General features: G+C 41.8%; 21 protein-coding genes and 1 riboswitch. Of the genes, 5 read left to right on the forward strand and 16 right to left on the reverse strand.

What is annotated here, in order from left to right; genetic code table 11:
• The first annotated feature begins 4 nt into the window (after positions 1 to 4).
• Complete coding sequence (gene moeB / locus AAEY98_RS16620) at positions 5 to 775, forward strand: molybdopterin-synthase adenylyltransferase MoeB (RefSeq protein ID WP_351018256.1); 771 nt, start codon at positions 5 to 7, stop codon at positions 773 to 775.
• Between the two features lie 97 nt (positions 776 to 872).
• On the opposite strand, the gene AAEY98_RS16625 is transcribed toward moeB, so the two are convergent.
• Positions 873 to 1028, reverse strand: coding sequence for a DUF2986 domain-containing protein (locus AAEY98_RS16625; RefSeq protein ID WP_351018259.1), 156 nt, complete (start codon positions 1026 to 1028; stop codon positions 873 to 875).
• Between the two features lie 114 nt (positions 1029 to 1142).
• Positions 1143 to 1310: a YqaE/Pmp3 family membrane protein gene (locus tag AAEY98_RS16630; protein WP_011635586.1), complete on the reverse strand. Its 168-nt coding sequence runs from the start codon at positions 1308 to 1310 to the stop codon at positions 1143 to 1145.
• Positions 1311 to 1465: 155 nt separating this feature from the next.
• Between AAEY98_RS16630 and AAEY98_RS16635 the strand changes: the two genes are divergently transcribed.
• Positions 1466 to 2671 (forward strand): GGDEF domain-containing protein, encoded by a 1206-nt coding sequence (locus AAEY98_RS16635; RefSeq protein WP_351018262.1) that lies wholly within the window; start codon positions 1466 to 1468, stop codon positions 2669 to 2671.
• Positions 2672 to 2976: 305 nt separating this feature from the next.
• Complete coding sequence (locus tag AAEY98_RS16640) at positions 2977 to 4146, forward strand: GGDEF domain-containing protein (protein WP_351018265.1); 1170 nt, start codon at positions 2977 to 2979, stop codon at positions 4144 to 4146.
• Positions 4147 to 4177: 31 nt separating this feature from the next.
• Here AAEY98_RS16640 and AAEY98_RS16645 read toward each other — a convergent pair whose 3' ends face one another.
• From AAEY98_RS16645 to moaA, 11 genes are all read right to left on the reverse strand, one after another.
• On the reverse strand, positions 4178 to 4855 hold the full coding sequence (locus AAEY98_RS16645; RefSeq protein WP_351018268.1) for a TIGR01621 family pseudouridine synthase: 678 nt from the start codon (positions 4853 to 4855) through the stop codon (positions 4178 to 4180).
• A gap of 38 nt (positions 4856 to 4893) precedes the next feature.
• Entirely contained in the window at positions 4894 to 6135 is a 1242-nt protein-coding gene (locus AAEY98_RS16650) for a sensor histidine kinase (RefSeq protein ID WP_101087467.1), read from the reverse strand.
• 67 nt (positions 6136 to 6202) lie between these two features.
• Positions 6203 to 6880, reverse strand: a complete 678-nt coding sequence (locus AAEY98_RS16655) for a response regulator transcription factor (protein WP_041413271.1) — start codon at positions 6878 to 6880, stop codon at positions 6203 to 6205.
• 13 nt (positions 6881 to 6893) lie between these two features.
• A complete protein-coding gene (locus AAEY98_RS16660; RefSeq protein ID WP_351018271.1) occupies positions 6894 to 7370 on the reverse strand; it encodes a hypothetical protein in 477 nt (158 codons plus the stop codon).
• Between the two features lie 349 nt (positions 7371 to 7719).
• Positions 7720 to 8841, reverse strand: coding sequence for an ABC transporter ATP-binding protein (locus tag AAEY98_RS16665; protein WP_351018274.1), 1122 nt, complete (start codon positions 8839 to 8841; stop codon positions 7720 to 7722).
• A complete protein-coding gene (gene modB, locus AAEY98_RS16670) occupies positions 8822 to 9502 on the reverse strand; it encodes a molybdate ABC transporter permease subunit (RefSeq protein ID WP_101087425.1) in 681 nt (226 codons plus the stop codon). Before modB ends, AAEY98_RS16665 begins: the two co-directional genes overlap by 20 nt.
• Positions 9502 to 10353, reverse strand: a complete 852-nt coding sequence (modA, locus tag AAEY98_RS16675) for a molybdate ABC transporter substrate-binding protein (protein ID WP_351018277.1) — start codon at positions 10351 to 10353, stop codon at positions 9502 to 9504. The genes modB and modA overlap by 1 nt, the downstream gene beginning before the upstream one ends.
• Before the next feature lie 39 nt (positions 10354 to 10392).
• On the reverse strand, positions 10393 to 10863 hold the full coding sequence (moaE, locus tag AAEY98_RS16680; RefSeq protein ID WP_101087427.1) for a molybdopterin synthase catalytic subunit MoaE: 471 nt from the start codon (positions 10861 to 10863) through the stop codon (positions 10393 to 10395).
• Position 10864: 1 nt separating this feature from the next.
• Positions 10865 to 11113 carry a molybdopterin synthase sulfur carrier subunit gene (moaD, locus tag AAEY98_RS16685; RefSeq protein WP_011635576.1) on the reverse strand — a complete coding sequence of 83 codons (249 nt, stop codon included), beginning with the start codon at positions 11111 to 11113 and terminating at the stop codon, positions 10865 to 10867.
• 64 nt (positions 11114 to 11177) lie between these two features.
• On the reverse strand, positions 11178 to 11654 hold the full coding sequence (gene moaC, locus AAEY98_RS16690; protein WP_351018280.1) for a cyclic pyranopterin monophosphate synthase MoaC: 477 nt from the start codon (positions 11652 to 11654) through the stop codon (positions 11178 to 11180).
• A gap of 87 nt (positions 11655 to 11741) precedes the next feature.
• Positions 11742 to 12722, reverse strand: a complete 981-nt coding sequence (gene moaA / locus AAEY98_RS16695) for a GTP 3',8-cyclase MoaA (RefSeq protein ID WP_101087429.1) — start codon at positions 12720 to 12722, stop codon at positions 11742 to 11744.
• Positions 12710 to 12842, reverse strand: a riboswitch (molybdenum cofactor riboswitch). It overlaps the preceding gene by 13 nt.
• Positions 12843 to 13078: 236 nt before the next feature.
• On the opposite strand from moaA, the gene AAEY98_RS16700 reads away from it, so the two are divergent.
• Both AAEY98_RS16700 and AAEY98_RS16705 read left to right on the forward strand, forming a co-directional pair.
• Positions 13079 to 14728, forward strand: a complete 1650-nt coding sequence (locus AAEY98_RS16700; RefSeq protein ID WP_182744148.1) for an electron transfer flavoprotein-ubiquinone oxidoreductase — start codon at positions 13079 to 13081, stop codon at positions 14726 to 14728.
• 218 nt (positions 14729 to 14946) lie between these two features.
• Complete coding sequence (locus tag AAEY98_RS16705) at positions 14947 to 16860, forward strand: methyl-accepting chemotaxis protein (protein ID WP_162022001.1); 1914 nt, start codon at positions 14947 to 14949, stop codon at positions 16858 to 16860.
• 66 nt (positions 16861 to 16926) lie between these two features.
• Here AAEY98_RS16705 and AAEY98_RS16710 read toward each other — a convergent pair whose 3' ends face one another.
• From AAEY98_RS16710 to AAEY98_RS16720, 3 genes are all read right to left on the reverse strand, one after another.
• Positions 16927 to 17286 carry a DUF4870 domain-containing protein gene (locus AAEY98_RS16710; RefSeq protein WP_351018285.1) on the reverse strand — a complete coding sequence of 120 codons (360 nt, stop codon included), beginning with the start codon at positions 17284 to 17286 and terminating at the stop codon, positions 16927 to 16929.
• 56 nt (positions 17287 to 17342) lie between these two features.
• A complete protein-coding gene (locus AAEY98_RS16715) occupies positions 17343 to 18035 on the reverse strand; it encodes an MOSC domain-containing protein (protein ID WP_101087433.1) in 693 nt (230 codons plus the stop codon).
• Positions 18036 to 18328: 293 nt separating this feature from the next.
• Positions 18329 to 19174 carry a PfkB family carbohydrate kinase gene (locus AAEY98_RS16720; protein WP_101087434.1) on the reverse strand — a complete coding sequence of 282 codons (846 nt, stop codon included), beginning with the start codon at positions 19172 to 19174 and terminating at the stop codon, positions 18329 to 18331.
• Positions 19175 to 19199 lie beyond the last annotated feature (25 nt).

Below are 19199 nucleotides of genomic sequence, written 5' to 3' on the forward strand. Positions count from 1 at the left end.
TAGTATGGATTCACTTGATCAAGAGATACTCACTGATAATGAAATGCTGCGCTATAGCCGGCAGATCTCTATTAAGGCTATCGATATCGATGGCCAAGAAAAGCTCAAGCTTGCCAAAGTATTAATTATTGGTGCAGGTGGTCTAGGCTGTGCAGCAAGTCAATACCTTGCCGTGGCTGGGGTTGGTGAAATCACCTTAGTTGATTTTGATACCGTAGAGTTGTCCAATTTGCAGCGCCAAGTATTGCACTATGACGCCAATATTGGTCAAGCAAAAGTTGAATCGGCTAAACAGACACTGATGCTGCTTAATCCATTAATTAATATCAATACCATCAATAAGTTGTTAGATGATGATGAGATTAATGCATTGGTGAGCCAACATAGCTTAATTCTTGATTGCACCGACAACATGCTAGTGCGTGAACAGCTTAATAAAAGCTGTTTTGAGCACAAAGTGCCTTTAGTGTCGGCCGCGGCTATTAGAATGGAAGGCACTGTTACAGTATTTGACTACCAACAAGACAGCCCTTGCTATCAATGTTTTGGTGCTCTGTTTGGTGAGCAACAATTAACGTGTGTTGAAGCAGGTATTCTTGCGCCAGTGGTTGGCATGATTGGCTGCATTCAAGCAACAGAAGCAATTAAAGTCATCACGGTTATCGGCGAGCCATTAACGGGTAAGTTGTTAATGATTGATGCTATGACCATGGAGTTTAGGCAAATGCGTTTACCTAAACAACCACATTGTAAAGTTTGCAGCGTTAATCCGTAGATAAAATCACATATCTATAGTCATGGTTCTTTAGATATAGTTCTTTAGGTATAGTGATGGTGCTACTGTGCTGGCGAATGTACAGCGCCAGAGTCGCTTAATCGGCTGTTGGCGCTATCACCAATTGCGCTTTAGCAAGCTGTTCACGTTCGGCTTTAGCAATATAAGGTGATTTATTGGCGGCATGAAGCTTAGCGTTAGCTTTTTTGGCTTTAGCTTTAAGAGTTTGATTAATTTTCTTTTTACGATTCATATTGGTCACTTGATGGCATTTATACGAGGTAATTATAATCTCAAAATGATTAAAACCCTATAGATTCCAGCTTATCAGTGACCAAACAGCATCAATAGACTATGGTGTTAAACATTATTCTTGTAAGACTACCCACAAAGCATGAACAAGCCCTGGTACAAAAAAGAAAATACATAATAAGATATTTATTAATAAGTCTTTACCCATGCCTTTTTTGAGCAAAACCGCTACAGGCGGAAGTAAAATCGCAATAATCACCAGTAATAATTTATTAGAATCCATTTTAGTTACCTTATTTAAGTTGATTAATTTAGCTATAGTTATTATAAAAATAGTATACGATACAATTTGTTAACTAGGACAATTAGCTTATTATTCTAGCTACGCTTTTGATATCAAATTATGGAATAGTCTTATTCACGATACTAATGAGTCATATGGAACATAACCAAAGTATTATTTTTGTTCAATTTTTTAGCTTAATCGCAGTAAGTTGCGCTCTAGCTTGGACATTGCTTGCCAGTCTATTACGCATCGCACCTAAAGCCAGTTGGTGTTTCGCCGCTACCAATATTTGTACTCTTATTGGCATTTTGCTTTATACCCAACGTACTGAAGCAATTAACTATTTATACTGGTTTGTGGCAGACATGACAATACTTGTGGGGTTTGCTCTGGTGCGTTGGGGCAGCCAACATTTATTTAAGCAGCCTTTATCTTACCGATTCGATCTTATTTTGCTGGCAACCACAGCATTATTAATGCTGTTGGTTCCACCATCCCTGACCTACGCTGTCTACTTAGTTATTGTAATGAGTATTACCGCAGCAACGTTCATCACCCTTAGTGGTATTGATAATTTTCGGGCGGTAAAAAAACACTTACCGCTGCATTATGCCGCGTTGATTAACGTACCTTTTTTCACCATAGGCTTACTGTTTATCATCCGCGCAGTTGTTTTATTACTTTTCCCCGACGAACTTGCCCACATTTCAGCTGCAGACAAGCTTAACTCATCGTTAGTGATGTGGAGCTACATCATATTACTGCTACTCACTAACCTAGTATTGTTTGGTAATGCGTTGACTCGCTTAGTCTACAAGGTGGCTCGATTAGCCAATAAAGATCAACTAACAGGCTTATGGAATAGGCACTCTTTATTAATAAAACTCGAAGAAGTTGATGCCCTTTGGCTTCGAAATGGTTTGGCATATAGTTTAATGGTACTCGACTTAGACCATTTCAAACGCATCAACGACACTTATGGCCATTTAGCGGGTGATATGGTGTTAAAGAATACTGCTGATATATTAAAGCAATCACTGCGGAAAATTGATTTTATTTGCCGTTATGGTGGTGAGGAGTTTTTAATCATACTGCCATTAACCAATAAAAAAGAAGCTCAAATAGTGGCCGAAAAAGTACAGCAAAAAATCAATGAAAATACGGTTTTATGGCAGAAGACCCATATCAATACCACTCTCAGCATTGGTTATGCTACCTGTAAAACCCACCTCAGTATTGAACAATTATTACAACTCGCTGACGACGCTATGTACCTTGCTAAAAGTAAAGGCCGCAATACAATTTGCTCAATGGATTCAATGGAAGAATCAACTGTTAAGTCAACACAGCAACTGTAATCAACTCAAACATAGAATTCATAATGCACATCATCATCTTTAACCAATAACAGCCTAAAAATCTATTCTAGATAATAAACGCTTTTATTTAGCTATCTAGTGACTAGGGCTTGCCAGAGAGGCTTGTTACAAAAAATAGCATTGGCCATCATAAATTTTAAGTAAATCCATCTTATTGATTTCCACCATCAGTTAATTAAATTAACGTTAAATAGAAAACATTAAACTAAAATATTGCCATTAAAAAATTTTTACACTAGCCTCAATGGCATATTTAATAAGAAATTACCTTTATATGCATCTTTATGACGGAACATGAATCCACACAAATATTAATGCAAGTATTGTGTTTACTCGCAGCTGCAGCAACCGCCTCTTGGTGGGTTATGGCTTATCCAATGAGAGTTGCACCTAAGGCAAGTATTCATTTTTCATTAGCAAATTTATGCGTACTGATTGGCATGTTGCTTTACACCCAACGAACAGACCAACCTAGTTACCTTTATTGGTTCACGGCTGATGTAATGATCTTACTTGGACTGAGTACTCTTCGCTGGGGTGCACAAAGACTATACAGATTACCCAGTAGCAAATTATTCGATTTAACCGTCATCACTATGGCGGCGATATTGATGCTTTTGGTCACACCACAGCGCACCGAAGCCGTTTATTTGGTCTCTATTTTATCTTTAGCGGCATCAATATTATTTTTTGGGCTAGCTCGAGATCATTTACACGCATTTAGAGATACATTTACGGCTTTTGCTACCAACTGGTTAGTTATCCCAATAGCATTAATTGGCTGTTTATTTCTACTAAGGCCCATCATACTGTTATTTTTTCCAGACAAAATCACTGTTTTTGCCACCTTAAACACGGCTGATGCTAAACCGACACTATGGGTATATATCATACTGATATTACTTGTTAACATTTTAATTGTGGGTAACTCCATCAACAAGCTCGTGACAAAAATCCTCACCCTTGCCAACCGTGATGCTCTTACCGGTATTTGGAATCGTCATTCTCTTGATAAGCAATTACAACACATCCACAGTAGTTGGCACACTTCCAACATACCTTACTGCATCCTCTTAATCGATTTAGACCACTTTAAAGCGATTAATGATAATTGGGGTCATGCTATGGGGGATATTGTGCTGGAGAAATCAGCGAATGCTATTAATAATGTTATTCGGAATGACGATTTTTTATGCCGTTATGGCGGCGAAGAGTTTCTGATTTTATTACCAAACTGCACTCTAGAACAAGCTCATCAAATGGCTTCACGATGCCAGCAAGTACTTGCCGACCTTATTATTGATACAGGGGAAAATAAACTTGTCATTACTGCTAGTATCGGTTGTGCGATTGTCACACCAGACACACCAATTAAGCATATTCTAGCGCGAGCCGACAAAGCCATGTATAGCGCAAAAAAAGCGGGCCGTAATTGCATTGAGACAGCAGCTTAAGTTTACCTCTGATAGGAGTAATAGGCAGAGATTAGTCTTTACTAGGCCACGATAAGTCATTCGGTGATTGCCATTGGTTCATCATAAGTTGTTGGCACTCAGGTAACAAAAACTGCTTACCAAACTGAGGCAGTTGCTTGAAACAATAAACCTGCTCTAGATAGGTAAAATGCAAACTATAAGCATGTAAATAACATCTATCGCTCAGCTCATCACCATAGAGTTTATCGCCTAAAATAGGCACACCAATACTGGCTAAGGCCACTCTTAATTGATGGGTTTTGCCACTCAGCGGTTTTAGTAAATACATCCGCATACAAGAGGCAATACTCTGACTAAAAAACTGTGTCACTGCAGGGTTTTCTGTGGTTCGCAGTAACTTATACATACTGCGACGCGACTTCGCCATATCGCCGATAATCCAGCCTTGTTTCTTTTTAGGTTTACCACAAGCTATTGCCAAATAATATTTTTGAACTTTATGCTCAGTAAACATTTTGGTAAATATATTTGCAGCCTGAGGGGATTTAGCCACAATCAGCAAACCAGAAGTCGGTGTATCGAGCCGATGAACAGGGTAAAGCTTGTAACCTACATCAGCCTCAGCCTGTGCAATCACTCCAGCATTGCCATCTTGGCTATGAAAATGAACATTCACGGATTTACTGATGACAATAAAGTCTGTTTGATCACTTATCACTTGGTACATATATTATCCAACAACGATTAAATGAGAGGCTCGCAGGGTTATTTAAAGTGAATACTCACGAGTAAACCAGGGTTATTATCGAGTAGTGAAATCGTCGCTTTATGACGCGATAGAATAGCCTTTACCATCGATAATCCTAAACCAGTGCCTTTGTAATGGCGGCTAGGGTCTAAGCGCACTAAGCGATCGAATACCCGCTCTTTATCTTCGTCAATAATACCCGGTCCATTATCACTAATTTGAATGTGTTTACCGTGCTGAATAATATTAATCGTGGCGCCATTAGGTGAATACTTTATCGCGTTATCCACTAGATTAAATAATGCCTGAAACAACAAATACTTATCGCCATTCACGTGAACATCATCTGCTAGACTAATACTCAATACTTGGTCGTGACTCTCGGCAATCACCTCAGCCATTTCAAATAAATCTTGGCAGATTTGCTGTAAACTCACCGGCTGTAAATCAAGCGTTTGCTGACCTTCTTCGATGCGCGTTAACGATAACATCGCATCGAAAGTTCCCAAACAGTGGTCTAACTCTTCGAGTAGCTCAGCGGTGGCATCGGCAAGTTCAGCTGTAGGTTTTTGCGACAACAGCTCAATACCAATGCGTAAATGCGATAATGGCGTACGTAAATCATGGGCAATGTTATCGGTCACACCGCGAACGGCTCGTAAGTTTTGCTCTAAGGTGTCGAGTACTAAATTAAATTGCCGTGCCAGCATGTCAAATTCATCTTGGCTTTCGCTTACTGGCAGACGGGTTTCATAGTGTCCAGCTTCAATCTGTTCACTCAAACGGTTGTATTCGACCAGTCGTCTCAAAATGGCTTTTGAGAAAATATAGCCTAACGCTAGCGTGAGCCCTAAAGTGAATGCAACGGCCCAAAATGCAGCGTTAATAAACTTCTCGATTAAAGCCGCGAGTTGATCGGTACGTGTAGCAATTAATACTGGGCCATAACGGGTGATAACTAAGCCACCAGTAAGAATATGCAGTTTATCTGGACCACCAGTAAAGATAGGGAAATCTTTCGTTTCAGGCAGTTGTGGCATATTTTCGGGTAAGAAAGTCAATGCGCCCACCATATCTACACTGTTGCGCCAGGCAATCAGTGCAGTTTTAGGATCGGCAGCACGAATTTGAGCCGCAAAACTGCGACGGTTAACCGTTAATGCTAACTGTTGATAGCGCTGCATTTCTGCAGCTAGATGTTTATCTACTTGATTTTGTTGCTCGATCACTAACTGTCTATAGAGACTAAGCACCAACATAACAATGAGTATGGTTACTAATGTCGAGAAGATCAGCGTGATCCGCCACGCACTACTTTGGTAAGGCTTAATGCCTTTTACAAAGGCGATATCCAGCCCCTCTAACGGTTTCAATTAACTCACCATGGCCAAGCTCTTCAAACTTGCGACGTAACTTTGCAATATGCACATCAATCACATTGGTGCGAGGATCAAAATGGTAGTCCCATACAGCTTCAAATAATAATGTGCGGCTAATCACTTGATTAGGATGCTCCATCAAATACTTAAGCAATTGAAATTCTTTTGGTTGTAGCATTAACTCGCTATCGTCAAGGGTGACTTTACGGGTTAATAATTCCATCTTTAAACTGCCCACTTCAATTTCGGTGGCAGCCGGTTCAACCACGTTACGTTGCGCAAGTTTTTCAGCACGTACTAACAATTCTGCAAAGGCAAATGGCTTGGTCATGTAGTCATCACCGCCCGCACGTAAACCTTTTACACGCTCGTCAACATGACTTAATGCCGATAAAATAAGTACTGGTGTTTTATTACCACTGGTACGCAGAGCAGACAATAATGTTAAGCCGTCTAGCTTTGGTAACATGCGATCGAGGATCAGTAAATCATATTGGTTATGCTTGGCTAACGTGAGGCCTTCTTGACCATCAGTCGCGCTATCAACTTGATATTTCTGAGCCGTAAATCCGTCGGCTACATACTTTAACGTAGTAGCATCATCTTCAACCAATAAAATACGCATAGTCATAGAGTCTTTAATCCCATTTGAGCAGAGGTAGTGGACGTAGAGTCTCAATATCGAAAGCAATAGTATTTCTACTATCTTGATTGAGTAACTTTAGTTCGAGATAACTAATTGATAAATCGTGGTCCAATTCCGCCTGTGTTAAATATCCTTGTTGGTTTTCAATCGCGAGGGTCACTAATTCTGAAAACTTCATATGCTTAGCTCGCAGCATTTTTGCCGCATTAACTTGACCAATATCATCAGAGGCATAAGCAGACGATTTTTCAGTTAATAATGTACCGTCTAAGGCTCGGTATTGGTATTTATTGATTCGGTGAGTCTCTACGTTAACCATAGAAATCTTATACACCAACAAACCTTCTTCAACATCAACATCAAAGTCACATATGGTGCCTTCGTCTTGTTGCTCTAATTGTTCCATGACCGTTATTGGCTTTAAAAAATCGCCATTGATCAATAAAGAGTGCATAGATGGTGTGGCCATCACGGCACAAGGAAGAAAGCATATTGCTAGCAGCAACCGAACCATCACAAGCCTCTATATAATTGAAAATTCTATCACACGCCTACTCTACCTAAGAGCAGCCAAAGTCCCAAGAAATCTAAGATTAATAATTGATCATAAATACCATTTTTCAGTGAGATGGGCTGTCATGACACAACATTTTTTAGAAATGTGACAGCGGGTAAACCTATACAAATCAGCACAAATAGGAAGGTTTTATATCAAATGCGCTATTTAGGTCGCTAAATGGTCTGATTCAAACATCAATCACCAGTTTATTATCAGAAATCTGACATTCTGAGCAGTAAAAATGATTATTTAACCTTGGTTATCCGAGTTCAGACTGTGCACTTAAAATATGAATTTGATCGGACTTAAGCGCAATAGTCGTTTGCACCCCTGGCGCTAAGGCTAACTTATGCACTAAATGTGTCGGCACGTCTGCATTGATAATGGATCCAATGCCTACAACTGACGCTATCACTCGTGATGATTCACCCATCACCAACACAGATTCAATTAGTACTTCTAATTTATTTAAGCTTTTACACAGACGACCGCTGCTGATGGCGTTAAAGCGAATACCTTGATTCGGAATAACCCAACGGATAGATTGGCCGACAGTTAATGTTGGTGCACTGTCGCTGACAATCAATTCATCACCTAGTGTAAATTGGGTCATATTACGTTCAATATCTTGCGATACGACTTGACCGTCAAAAATATTCCTCAAGCCCATTTGCCGTGCAACCGCTTCGTTATTAGGATGAGATAGTACCTCAAATGGTTTGCCTTGTTGCAGCATTTGCCCCTGACTAATCAGTATCATCTTATCAGCCAGTAACAATGCCTCATGGATGTCATGCGTTACCATGACCACGGGAATAGACAATTGCTGCTTTAAGCGAGCTAACTCAATATACAAGCGTTCGCGGGTTTCTCGGTCTACCGCAGAAAAGGGTTCATCTAACAGTAGGATAGCCGGCTCACGCGCGAGAGCACGGGCAAGCGCAACTCGTTGACGTTGTCCACCAGACAATTGTGCGGGTAAGCGATCAGGCAACCCATGTAAATTGACACGTTCTAGCCAATCTAATGCTCGTTGCTTTCGTAATTCTTTCGGCACATGATCGAGCCCAGAAATAACATTGTCGAGTGCCGATAAATGAGGGAACAGGCCAAAATGCTGTGGCATATAACCGATGTGTCGCTGCTGGGGAGTTAACGAAATAGACTGCTTTGCATCAAACCATAATCTATCACCACAATGAATGCGGCCCCGTTGAGGTAGACTCAAACCGGCAATCATTCTCAGTAAGGTGGTTTTACCGCCACCAGAAGGGCCAACCACGGCTAGCACTTCACCAGCCCGACAACTGAAGTGAGCTTCCAATGGAATGGGCAATGTTTGTGAAATATCACATATAAGGTCAGCGTTGTGAGGCACCACGATGCCCTCCTAAGCGCTTCGACATACTTGTAGTGAGCGCTAACGCACTCACCGCAAACAACAATAATACCAAAGACATCATTCCTGCAGAATCGAAATCGAATGCCTGCACACTATCATAAATCGCTATTGAGATGGTTTTGGTTTCACCGGCAATGTTACCGCCCAACATCAACACCACACCAAATTCGCCCAATACATGGGAAAAACACAGTACAACGGCCGTTAATACACCAGGCCATATCATAGGTAATTCTATTCGAAAAAATATCCGTAATCGACTCATGCCACAGCAAGCTGCGGCATCACGAATATCGATAGGAATGGTTTCAAAAGCACGTTGAATAGGCTGAACCGCAAAGGGAATATTGACGATAATGGAAGCGATTACCAATCCTGAGAAATGAAACACCAATTGTTGGCCGGTTAACTGCTCAACCCATTGACCAATCATGCTCTGATTACCTAACCCTACTAGCAGGTAATAACCAATGACCGTTGGCGGTAACACTAACGGCACCATGATCAAAGCTTCAAGCCATGATTTACCTTTAAATTGGCGATATGCCAACGCCCGCCCGACAATAATGGCCAACGGAATTAACAATACTACGGTAAAACAACTCAGTTTGACCGACAGCCACAGAGCTTGCCAATCCATTAATCAGCCTTCTTTACAGCAGGTTTGGGTAAATTAAACCCAAATTGAGTTAATACTTCCTGTGCATCTGCTGATTGCATGTATTGATAAAATCGCTCCGCAGTTTCAGATGCATTAGGCATTAATGCCATCCGTTGATTAAGCGGTTGATATAGCGAATCAGGGATAACCACATAGTTACCACGCTTGGTAAATTCAGGAGATAGCACCAATGATAACGGCACAATACCACCTTGAGTCGATCCACTAATGGTAAATTGGGCAGCTTGTGAAGCATTTTCACCTAAAATCAGTTTAGGTTGCAGTGCGTCCCACAAACCTTTCGCTTTAAGGACTTCACGCGCACGTTCACCATAGGGAGCATGATCAGGATTTGCTATCGCAAAACGAGACACCTTTCCATCGGCGATTAATTGCGCTAATCCAACTAACTCAGGATCTAAAATTAACGGCGACTTCTTAGGTGCAGCAAGAGCAAGCCGACCGATGGCATAAACAACGCCATCATTTTGGGTAAAGCCCGCTTGATGTAACCGCTCAATATAATCTTCATCGGCACTGAGCATCATCTCAAACGGTGCACCATGCTGAATTTGGGTGACAAAATTACCCGAAGAACCATAACTGATCCGCAGAGCCAAACCCGTTTGCTGCTGAAAACGTATCGCTATCTCATCTACCGCAAATTTAATGTTAGCAGCCGCAGCAATGGCCGGAGCATCACTCGCGACACTTGCAGAACTAAACCCTACGGAACTAACAATGGCAAAGAATAATGCGATAACGCCAGCCCGGAATCGGGGTAGATATGAGTATGAACGCTGAGTAATGTTGGCGTTAATGAAAGACATTGAGGGTTTATCCTTGCTATGTACGAGCCATATAGACGATTACTTTTGCCACATTTTGGCTGCTTGCTGATCGCTATCACGCGCTTCAACCCACTTAGCGCCAGTATCACCTGCTTCAAGCTTCCAAAAAGGCGCTTTCGTTTTTAAAAAATCGATTAAAAACTCACATGCCGCAAAAGCCGCTTTACGATGAGCACTGGTTACACCAATAAACACAATTTGTTCGCCGAGCGACAACGTACCCACTCGATGAATAATCGTCACTTTATTTAAAGGCCAACGTTCACAAGCCTGTTGGCTAATCTGCAGTAATACTGATTCAGTCATACCAGGATAATGTTCGAGGGTTAAGTCAGTTACAGCGCTGCCATCATTAAAGTCTCGTACTTTGCCAACAAAATTAACCACGGCACCGTCCTGATTATCACAGGCAAGTAAGGCGTACTCATCAGCGACACTAAAGTCTTCCGTATGGACTCGTACAACAATTTGGTTGCTATGATGTTCCATATTATCCCCCTGTGACAGGAGGGAAAAAGGCCACTTCATCGCCATCATTTACAGGTGAATCCCACTGACTCATGGTTTGATTAATCGCCACCAGCAATTTGTCTGATGCCAACACTTTGGCCCATTTATCATCAGTAGCGGCAAGCGCTGCACGTAATGCTTCTGCAGTATCAATATTATCGCCACTGTGTTCAACTTTAGCGGTGCCTAATAACTCACGGATTTGCGCAAAAAATAACACTTGGATCATAGTGGTCTCTCAATGCATTTATTCATAACAAATATTGGGTTTATGTTAGTTCGTAATGGCCGAATTAGACTTTAAAATGACCCGATTTCCCGCCGCGTTTTTCAAGCAAACGAACTTGAGAAATAATCATGTCTTTTTGTACGGCTTTACACATGTCGTAAATGGTTAAGGCTGCCACAGAAGCTGCTGTTAGCGCTTCCATTTCAACACCGGTTTTACCCGACAACTTGCACAAACTGGTAATGCGCACGCGGTTATGATCAGGCTGAGCTTCAAGCTCCACCTCAACCTTAGTCAACATTAGAGGGTGACATAATGGGATCAAATCAGATGTTTTTTTAGCCGCTTGAATACCGGCAATACGTGCGGTAGCAAATACATCACCTTTGTGATGGCTGCCATTCATGATCATGGCTAAAGTATCCGCGGCCATATCAATAAAAGCTTCAGCGCGGGCTTCGCGCTCAGTGACGGCTTTTTCAGTCACATCGACCATATGGGCATTGCCATCGGCGTTAATATGGGTAAAACAATTGCTCATGCTTTTTTACTGCCTTAATCAAATTCAATGTCCATCGACTGAGCGCCACATGTATTGCCGCGTCAGTCGGTTTAACTCAATAACGGCTTAACCACCAATAGAGGCAAGGTGTTGAGTCACACCTGTAATGCCTTGATGTAAAAAGTGGGTTTCTTTTTTCTGCGCTAATTGACCGTGTAAGCGGCTAATTAATTCATCTCGCTGCGAAGGGTTTTGTATTAAATCGCGTAAATCGACGCCATTTTCAGTAAACAAACATAAATGTAATTTACCCTTTGCAGAAACTCGTAAGCGGTTACAGCTGGCACAGAAATTCTTGGCGTAAGGCATAATTAATCCAATACGACCTTGATAATCTGCATGGCTGAAGTTTTGCGCAGGACCATCATCAACACTTGGCAAGTCATATAACCAGCCTTCTCGCTCAAGTTGTTTTTTAATGTCTACACCCGCCAAATGATGCGCATTGAAGTAGTCGTGACCTAAACCGGTTTCCATTAATTCAATAAAACGTAAATCAATAGGCGTGTTTTTAATCCACTGTAAAAAACGCGGTAAATCTTTGTCGTTTAAGCCTTTCAATAATACTGCATTGACTTTAACTCGCTCAAAACCCGCTTCAAGAGCCGCGTCAATACCGCGCATTACTTGGTCGAACTTATTTTCGCCAGTAATTTGATAAAACATTTTAGGATCTAAGCTATCAACAGACACATTAATGCGCCGTAAACCTGCGTCATACCATTCTTTGGCATGTTGCTGTAAACGGTACCCATTGGTGGTCATCGCTACGGTATTAATATTGGGATTGTCGGCAACGATCCGCACAATATCTGTGAAATCCTTGCGTAGAGTGGGCTCGCCACCAGTGATACGAACTTTTTGTGTGCCTACCTCACCGAAACCGGCAACCAGATTTTCAATCTCGTTGAGGGTTAAGAAGGTAGGTTTACCATCCGGACGATAACCGTCGGGTAAACAATAAGTGCATTTGAAATTGCAAACATCAGTAACTGACATCCGCAAATAGTGAAATCGTCGACCAAAGCTGTCTTGTAGTTGGGACATGTTAACCTTTCCAAGTGTGGGAGGTGAGTGCATTTCTTTACTCACCCCGGTGGCAAAATTACCACGGCTAACTGCCCATATCATTGACGTAGGGCAAAAAGCTCGGAGAACCGTCAGATCCAATTATAGGCCTAAATACCGTTTTACAAATACCCCTTTAGGTGAATATCTTAGCTTGAAAGACTATATCGTTATCTATTTGTGACTCGACTCACGCTAACAAGATTGAGTTTGCCACTGTGACAAACGTTCATTTTGCGGTAAGGTGAGTAAAGGATAAACGATCGTTTACTTATTTTAATCGTTATAAAAAACAATAAACCCGCAATGAACGGGAAACTTTGAAAGGTGAGAAGATGGAACGCGAGTCAATGGAGTTCGACGTAGTAATTGTCGGTGCTGGCCCTGCAGGTTTGGCGACCGCTTGTCGTTTAATGCAAATATCTAAAGATGCCGATAAAGAAATCACTGTTTGCGTGGTAGAAAAAGGCTCTGAGGTTGGTGCTCATATTTTATCGGGTGCCGTATTTGAACCCGATGTACTGGACGAATTATTTAATGATTGGCGTGATTCAGACATCCCGCTAACCACCAAAGTCACTCATGACGAAATCTACCTGCTAAACTCAGAGACAAAATCTCGCTTAATGCCCAACAGCTTAGTGCCTAAAACAATGCACAATGATGGTAACTACATTATTAGTGTGGGTAACTTAGCTCGCTGGTTAGCCAACCGAGCTGAAGCCATGGGCGTAGAGATTTTCCCAGGTTTTGCAGCCAGTGAATTACTGTTTAATGAAGATAACAGCGTTAAAGGCATTTTAATCGGTGATATGGGTGTTGGCGAAAATGGTCAACATAAAGACAGCTATATGCCGGGTATGGAATTGCATGCCAAATACACCGTATTTTCAGAAGGCTGCCGTGGCCATTTAGGTAAACAACTGATCCAAAAATACCATTTAGACAATGGTAAAACGCCACAGCATTATGGCTTAGGCTTTAAAGAAATTTGGAAAATCCCTGCAGAGCAACATCAACAGGGTAAAGTGGTTCATACCGGTGGCTGGCCTCTCGTGGATGGCTCATCTGGTGGTGGATTCCTATACCACATGGAAGACAACCAAGTTGCTGTTGGGTTAATTATTGATTTAAACTATAAAAACCCTCATCTCAGTCCATTTGATGAGTTTCAACGCTATAAAACACACCCAGTGATTGCCGAAACATTAACTGGCGGTGAGCGCTTATCCTATGGTGCTCGCGCCCTTGCCAAAGGCGGCTTAAATTCATTACCTAAAATGAGTTTTCCTGGTGGTTTAATCATTGGCTGTAATGCGGGTACGCTTAACTTTGCCAAAATCAAAGGCACGCATACGGCAATTAAAAGCGGTATCATCGCGGCAAAAACCTTAGGCGAAGGCTTAATTGCCGGGCTTGAAGGCGGCAAAGATCTCGACTGCTTCCAAGACCGCTTCGAAAAAAGCTGGCTACATGAAGAGCTTTATAGCTCGCGCAACTTTGGTCCTGCAATGCATAAGTTTGGCACGCTAATCGGTGGCGCCTTTAACTATATCGACCAAAATTGGTTTGGTGGCAAGTTTCCAGTGACGTTTAGAGACACGACCCCAGATTACGCCACGATGGGCTTAGCTAGCGATTACAATAAAATTGACTATCCTAAACCTGACGGCAAGTTGAGTTTTGATAAGTTATCGTCGGTATATCTGTCGAATACTTTTCATGAAGAAGATCAGCTGTGTCATTTACATCTAAAAGACCAAAGTATCCCAATATCGGTTAACTTAGTTAAATTTGATGAACCCGCGCAACGTTACTGTCCTGCCGGGGTTTATGAAGTTGTTGAAGCAGCCGGCGACAAAAAGTTTGTCATTAATGGTCAAAATTGCATTCACTGTAAAACTTGTGACATTAAAGACCCAAGCCAAAACATTACCTGGGTCACACCAGAAGGCGGCGGCGGGCCAAACTATCCAAATATGTAAGCGAACCAATAGTTAAAATATTGGCACAGTCAATAAAACGCACTTAAATATAGGTGCGTTTTTTTTGTTTTATCGACTATCATTACCCACATAAAATCAAAACAACCTACACCAAAAGGCTATTTTGCTGACTGAATCAACTTAGCAGCAAAATAACTATCAATTTATTGCCATTGTGTCCGATATACCATAGAGATACTCCCAAGAGGCTGTTGTAGATGAATACACTTACCATTAAGCAAAAAATATTACTGACCGTGACGGTTGCTGTATTGCTATCCACGATCTTAGTCGGATTATTAAGTCAACGAAGTGCAAAACAAGTTGTTGAACAGCGGATGCTAAACTCGGAAATGCCGAGTTTGCTCATGCAAATTCGCAACGAGATCGATCTCGAAATCAGTAGCCTAATGAATGCAGGCGAACAGCTAGCTAATAGTAAAATGTTGCTTGAATGGCTTGAAAATGGCCGACCTGCAGACCAAGAAAAAATTGTTATAGCTGAACTTAATAGCATAAAAAATCAATATGATTTAGCTCAAGCATCTTATGCCGACCGTGAAACCGCGGCATACTACAACCAAGATGGGTTTTTACGCATATTAAACCAACAACAAGATGCTTGGTTTTTTGACTATCGCGATAGTAAGCAAGAGCGAATGCTGAATGTATTCACAGAGCCTAGTAACGGTGATGTTAAGCTCTACATTAATTATCAACAACCTGATGGTCGAGGTTTGGTAGGCCTAGCAAAATCGTTAGATGATATGGTTAATTTACTGGCTTCATTTAAAATTGAAGACAGCGGATTTGTATATTTAGTTGATACTAAAGGTGACGTCAAACTGCACCAAGACACGAGTAAGATCGGTAAAAGCAAACTCAGTAACCTTTACCCTAACGCTAATACTAACCAGCTACTAAACAAAAATGACTTTAACTTAGTTAAAGCAGAAGTAGATGGTCAGCACATGTTAATTGCTAGTAGCTACATTAAATCAATGGATTGGTACTTGGTCGCTCAAGTACCTGAAGCAGAAGTATTTGCCCTGCTACAAGAGTCGGCTTATCAGATATTATTATGGACCGTACTGATCGCTGCGGTATTTATTGCCATTTCAATTGCCGTCGCGGGTTCGGTTAGTCGTCCGATTGCACATATTGCCGAGCTATTTCGTAACATTGGTGAAGGTGAAGGTGATTTACGCCAAAGATTACCAGTTAATGGCGATGACGAAATAGCCCAGCTTGCCCGAGGCTTTAATAGCTTCATCAGCAAAATCCAAGATACTGTAGTCGAAGTTGCCAAAACCAGCGAACAACTAGGTTTATCGGCACTTGATGTATCAAACCAATCTAATCAAACATTAGCGGATAGTCAGTTACAAAAAGACCGTACCATCATGGTTGTTACTGCCATTAACGAAATGGGCGCCACGGTTAACGAAATTGCTAGCAATGCAGCTCAAGCCGCTGTCACCGCTCGTGATGCAGATACTGAATCTGTTGATGGTCAAAAAGTTGTAACCCGTGCGCGTTCGACTATCAATCAATTGTCTAAAGACGTTGAACAAGTCGGTGAAGTGATTGAGTCGCTAGCGACACACACTAAATCAATTGGCAGTATTTTAGATGTTATTCGTGCCATTTCAGAGCAAACCAACTTACTGGCACTGAACGCAGCCATTGAAGCCGCTCGCGCTGGAGAAGCTGGACGAGGCTTTGCTGTGGTTGCAGATGAAGTACGTAACTTAGCTTCTCGCACCGCTGCATCAACCAACCAAGTGCAAAATATGATTGATAAGCTTCAATCAGAAACCAGTCGCGCAGTTAATGCTATGGAGCAATCTCGTAGCCGCTCACTCGAAGGTGTTACAGCTGTCGATGAAGCAAGCCAGTCGTTAAGTGGTATTAGCGAACGCATTGCGCTAATTAGCGATATGAACATTCAAGTTGCTGCCGCCACTGAAGAGCAATCTACCGTGGTTGAAGACATTAATCGTAATGTGACTGAAATCAACGATATCACTCTACGAACAGCAGATACCGCTCACGCGGCTGCAAATGCGAGTAAATCATTGAATCAGTTAGCCAGTCGACTAGATGTCTTAGTAGCCCGCTTTAAAGTGTAATATCTTTAGAAAGCGCTTTAACAAAAACGCCACACATTTGAGTGGCGTTTTTATTTCGAGTTCGGGTTACTTAATAAACCGGATAGTGAGCGGATATTGGTAAGCTATGCCATCGTTGGCTTTAATAATAGCGATAATAGTACAAATAATATCAAGCAATGCTAGAGCTGCTAATAGTATTACTCCCACGCCAATCAAAATTAATATTGCTGACACCATGGCATATATCATTAAGCTCAATTTAAAATTAAGACAGTTCTTGCCGCATTGATTGGCAAACTCAAATTCATCACGCTTCATTAACCAGACAATTAAAGGGCCTAAAACACTTCCTAGCGGAAACACATAACCGGCAAAACTGGCAGCATGGATCAATAACCCCATATCTTTGGCTTGCTTGCTAACTTCGACTATCTGTTCACTCATTTGATATTCCTTATCATGTTGTTTTTATCATATCGTTCTTATCATACCGGGAGGCATTAACTGGCGTTGCCATATAAGCGCATTGCCCAATCTTCTATACTTTGCTGATCCAGCCGGCGTTGCAATGAATTAACCCAACTTTGCGCTAAGCCTTCGCACTCAAGCAATGTCTGATATTGCTCTGCATCAAATTCAGCTAAAAAATAAATCTGCATCGCTTTAGCCACACTGATATCCGTTTTTCTTTCTAGCAAACAGATACTGTCACTCGGACGAATGTCACCTTCAGACAACACTCGATAAAACCAGCCGCACATACGGCTTTCTTGCATGGCTAAGGCAAATTTAGGATGACCAAACTGTAGGTTGAGTTTGAAACACGGTGAACGAGGTTGTGTAACTTGCAAGGTGACATCACCAATTTGGATGATGTCACCAATATTAACCTGTGCTTCATTAAGGCCAACGGTACTGATATTTTCACCCATAGAAGGTGCATCACGAAACGTAGTCATTAAATCCCAGCGGCGATATTGGCCATAATGCTCACGCGGAAAATGATGCAACACTCTATCGAGGCCGCCGTGATGTTTAGGGTCGGCCTCACGATTGCCTATTACGTGGTCAAATTGCACGGTCAACTGCTTAGCGGCATGTTTTTGGTTAATACAACTGGCAACACCGTTATGCATTTGCACTTGGTCGCCTAAATACAGCCCAGAAATACTCTTTACCAATAGCTTACTCATCCAGCATACCCTTGCTTAAGCATGATTATAGAGTGCCAATATACCCAATTTTCAGACAAAAAAAAGCCTTACTGGGGAAGAGTAAGGCCATAAATAAAATGGGAGATAATATAGCAAAAATAATAGCTAAAAATGGTCTGAACCATTCGACGCTATAAAAGTTGTTTAGACGGGCTCATCATATAGGCCAACAATGACACTAAAATGACAAAGCAATATTATTTGAGTTATCCGCACACACTTAACAAATGCACAATGTTCGCCTGCAAACCTTAACTTAACCCGTGTTGGGCTTAGGTTAGATACTGCTTAAGTGCCTTACCAGGAATAGAGCTTTTAGTGGCTACCGCAAATGATGCCCACAACGCACCTTCATGCATAGCATCAGTAATAGACATTTGCTGACATAAACCATGAATAACGCCTGCGGCATAGGCATCGCCAGCACCAGTCGTGTCAACCACATTGGCAATAACGGCTGGCACATGTTGTTCTCCAGCATTACTGTACACCATCGCCCCTTGGTCGCCATCTGTCACAATAAAGTGTTCCAATGCATCACCAGCAATAGCCTGAGCAAACCGCCATGGGTCCTGATTGCAACGACCTTGCATATCGGTAATTGAAGCGATCAACACATGACAAGGACGATTACGTTCATCCTTGGCTAATTGCGATATCACTTTACAGTTAGGGTTACACGCCATCGCATCCGCCGCCCAAGCGCCAGCACCTTTGGCCGATGAATTAATATAAAAAGCATCCCAATGTTGCCAATCTGGTGGCGCAGGAAGTTCAAAAACAGGTCGCTGAGGTCGAATAATGGTTCGTTCACCATCAGGTGTCATCACCAGTAACATCTCACAAGTATTACCAACAAAACGATGTACCAAACGACAATCAAGCCCTAAGGTACTGGCTTTAGCTAAAATCCAGTCGCCTATGTCATCACTACCGACTTCACTTACTAGTGAAACATTATGTTGAGCCCACACTAAACCTAATCCCGTGTTTGCGCCGCCGCCACCTAAACGCAATCCACCATCCTGATAATGAAATCGACCACCCGTTTGTAAGGGCTTATCAAGCATTAAAATGCGATCACAATTGATATTGGCAAGCAAAAGAATATTGGCCATGCAACTCACCTAAAAAAGCGTAGAT

Origin of the sequence: Shewanella sp. AC91-MNA-CIBAN-0169, from assembly GCF_040310165.1 — a bacterium.
Classification (GTDB): Bacteria; Pseudomonadota; Gammaproteobacteria; order Enterobacterales; family Shewanellaceae; genus Shewanella.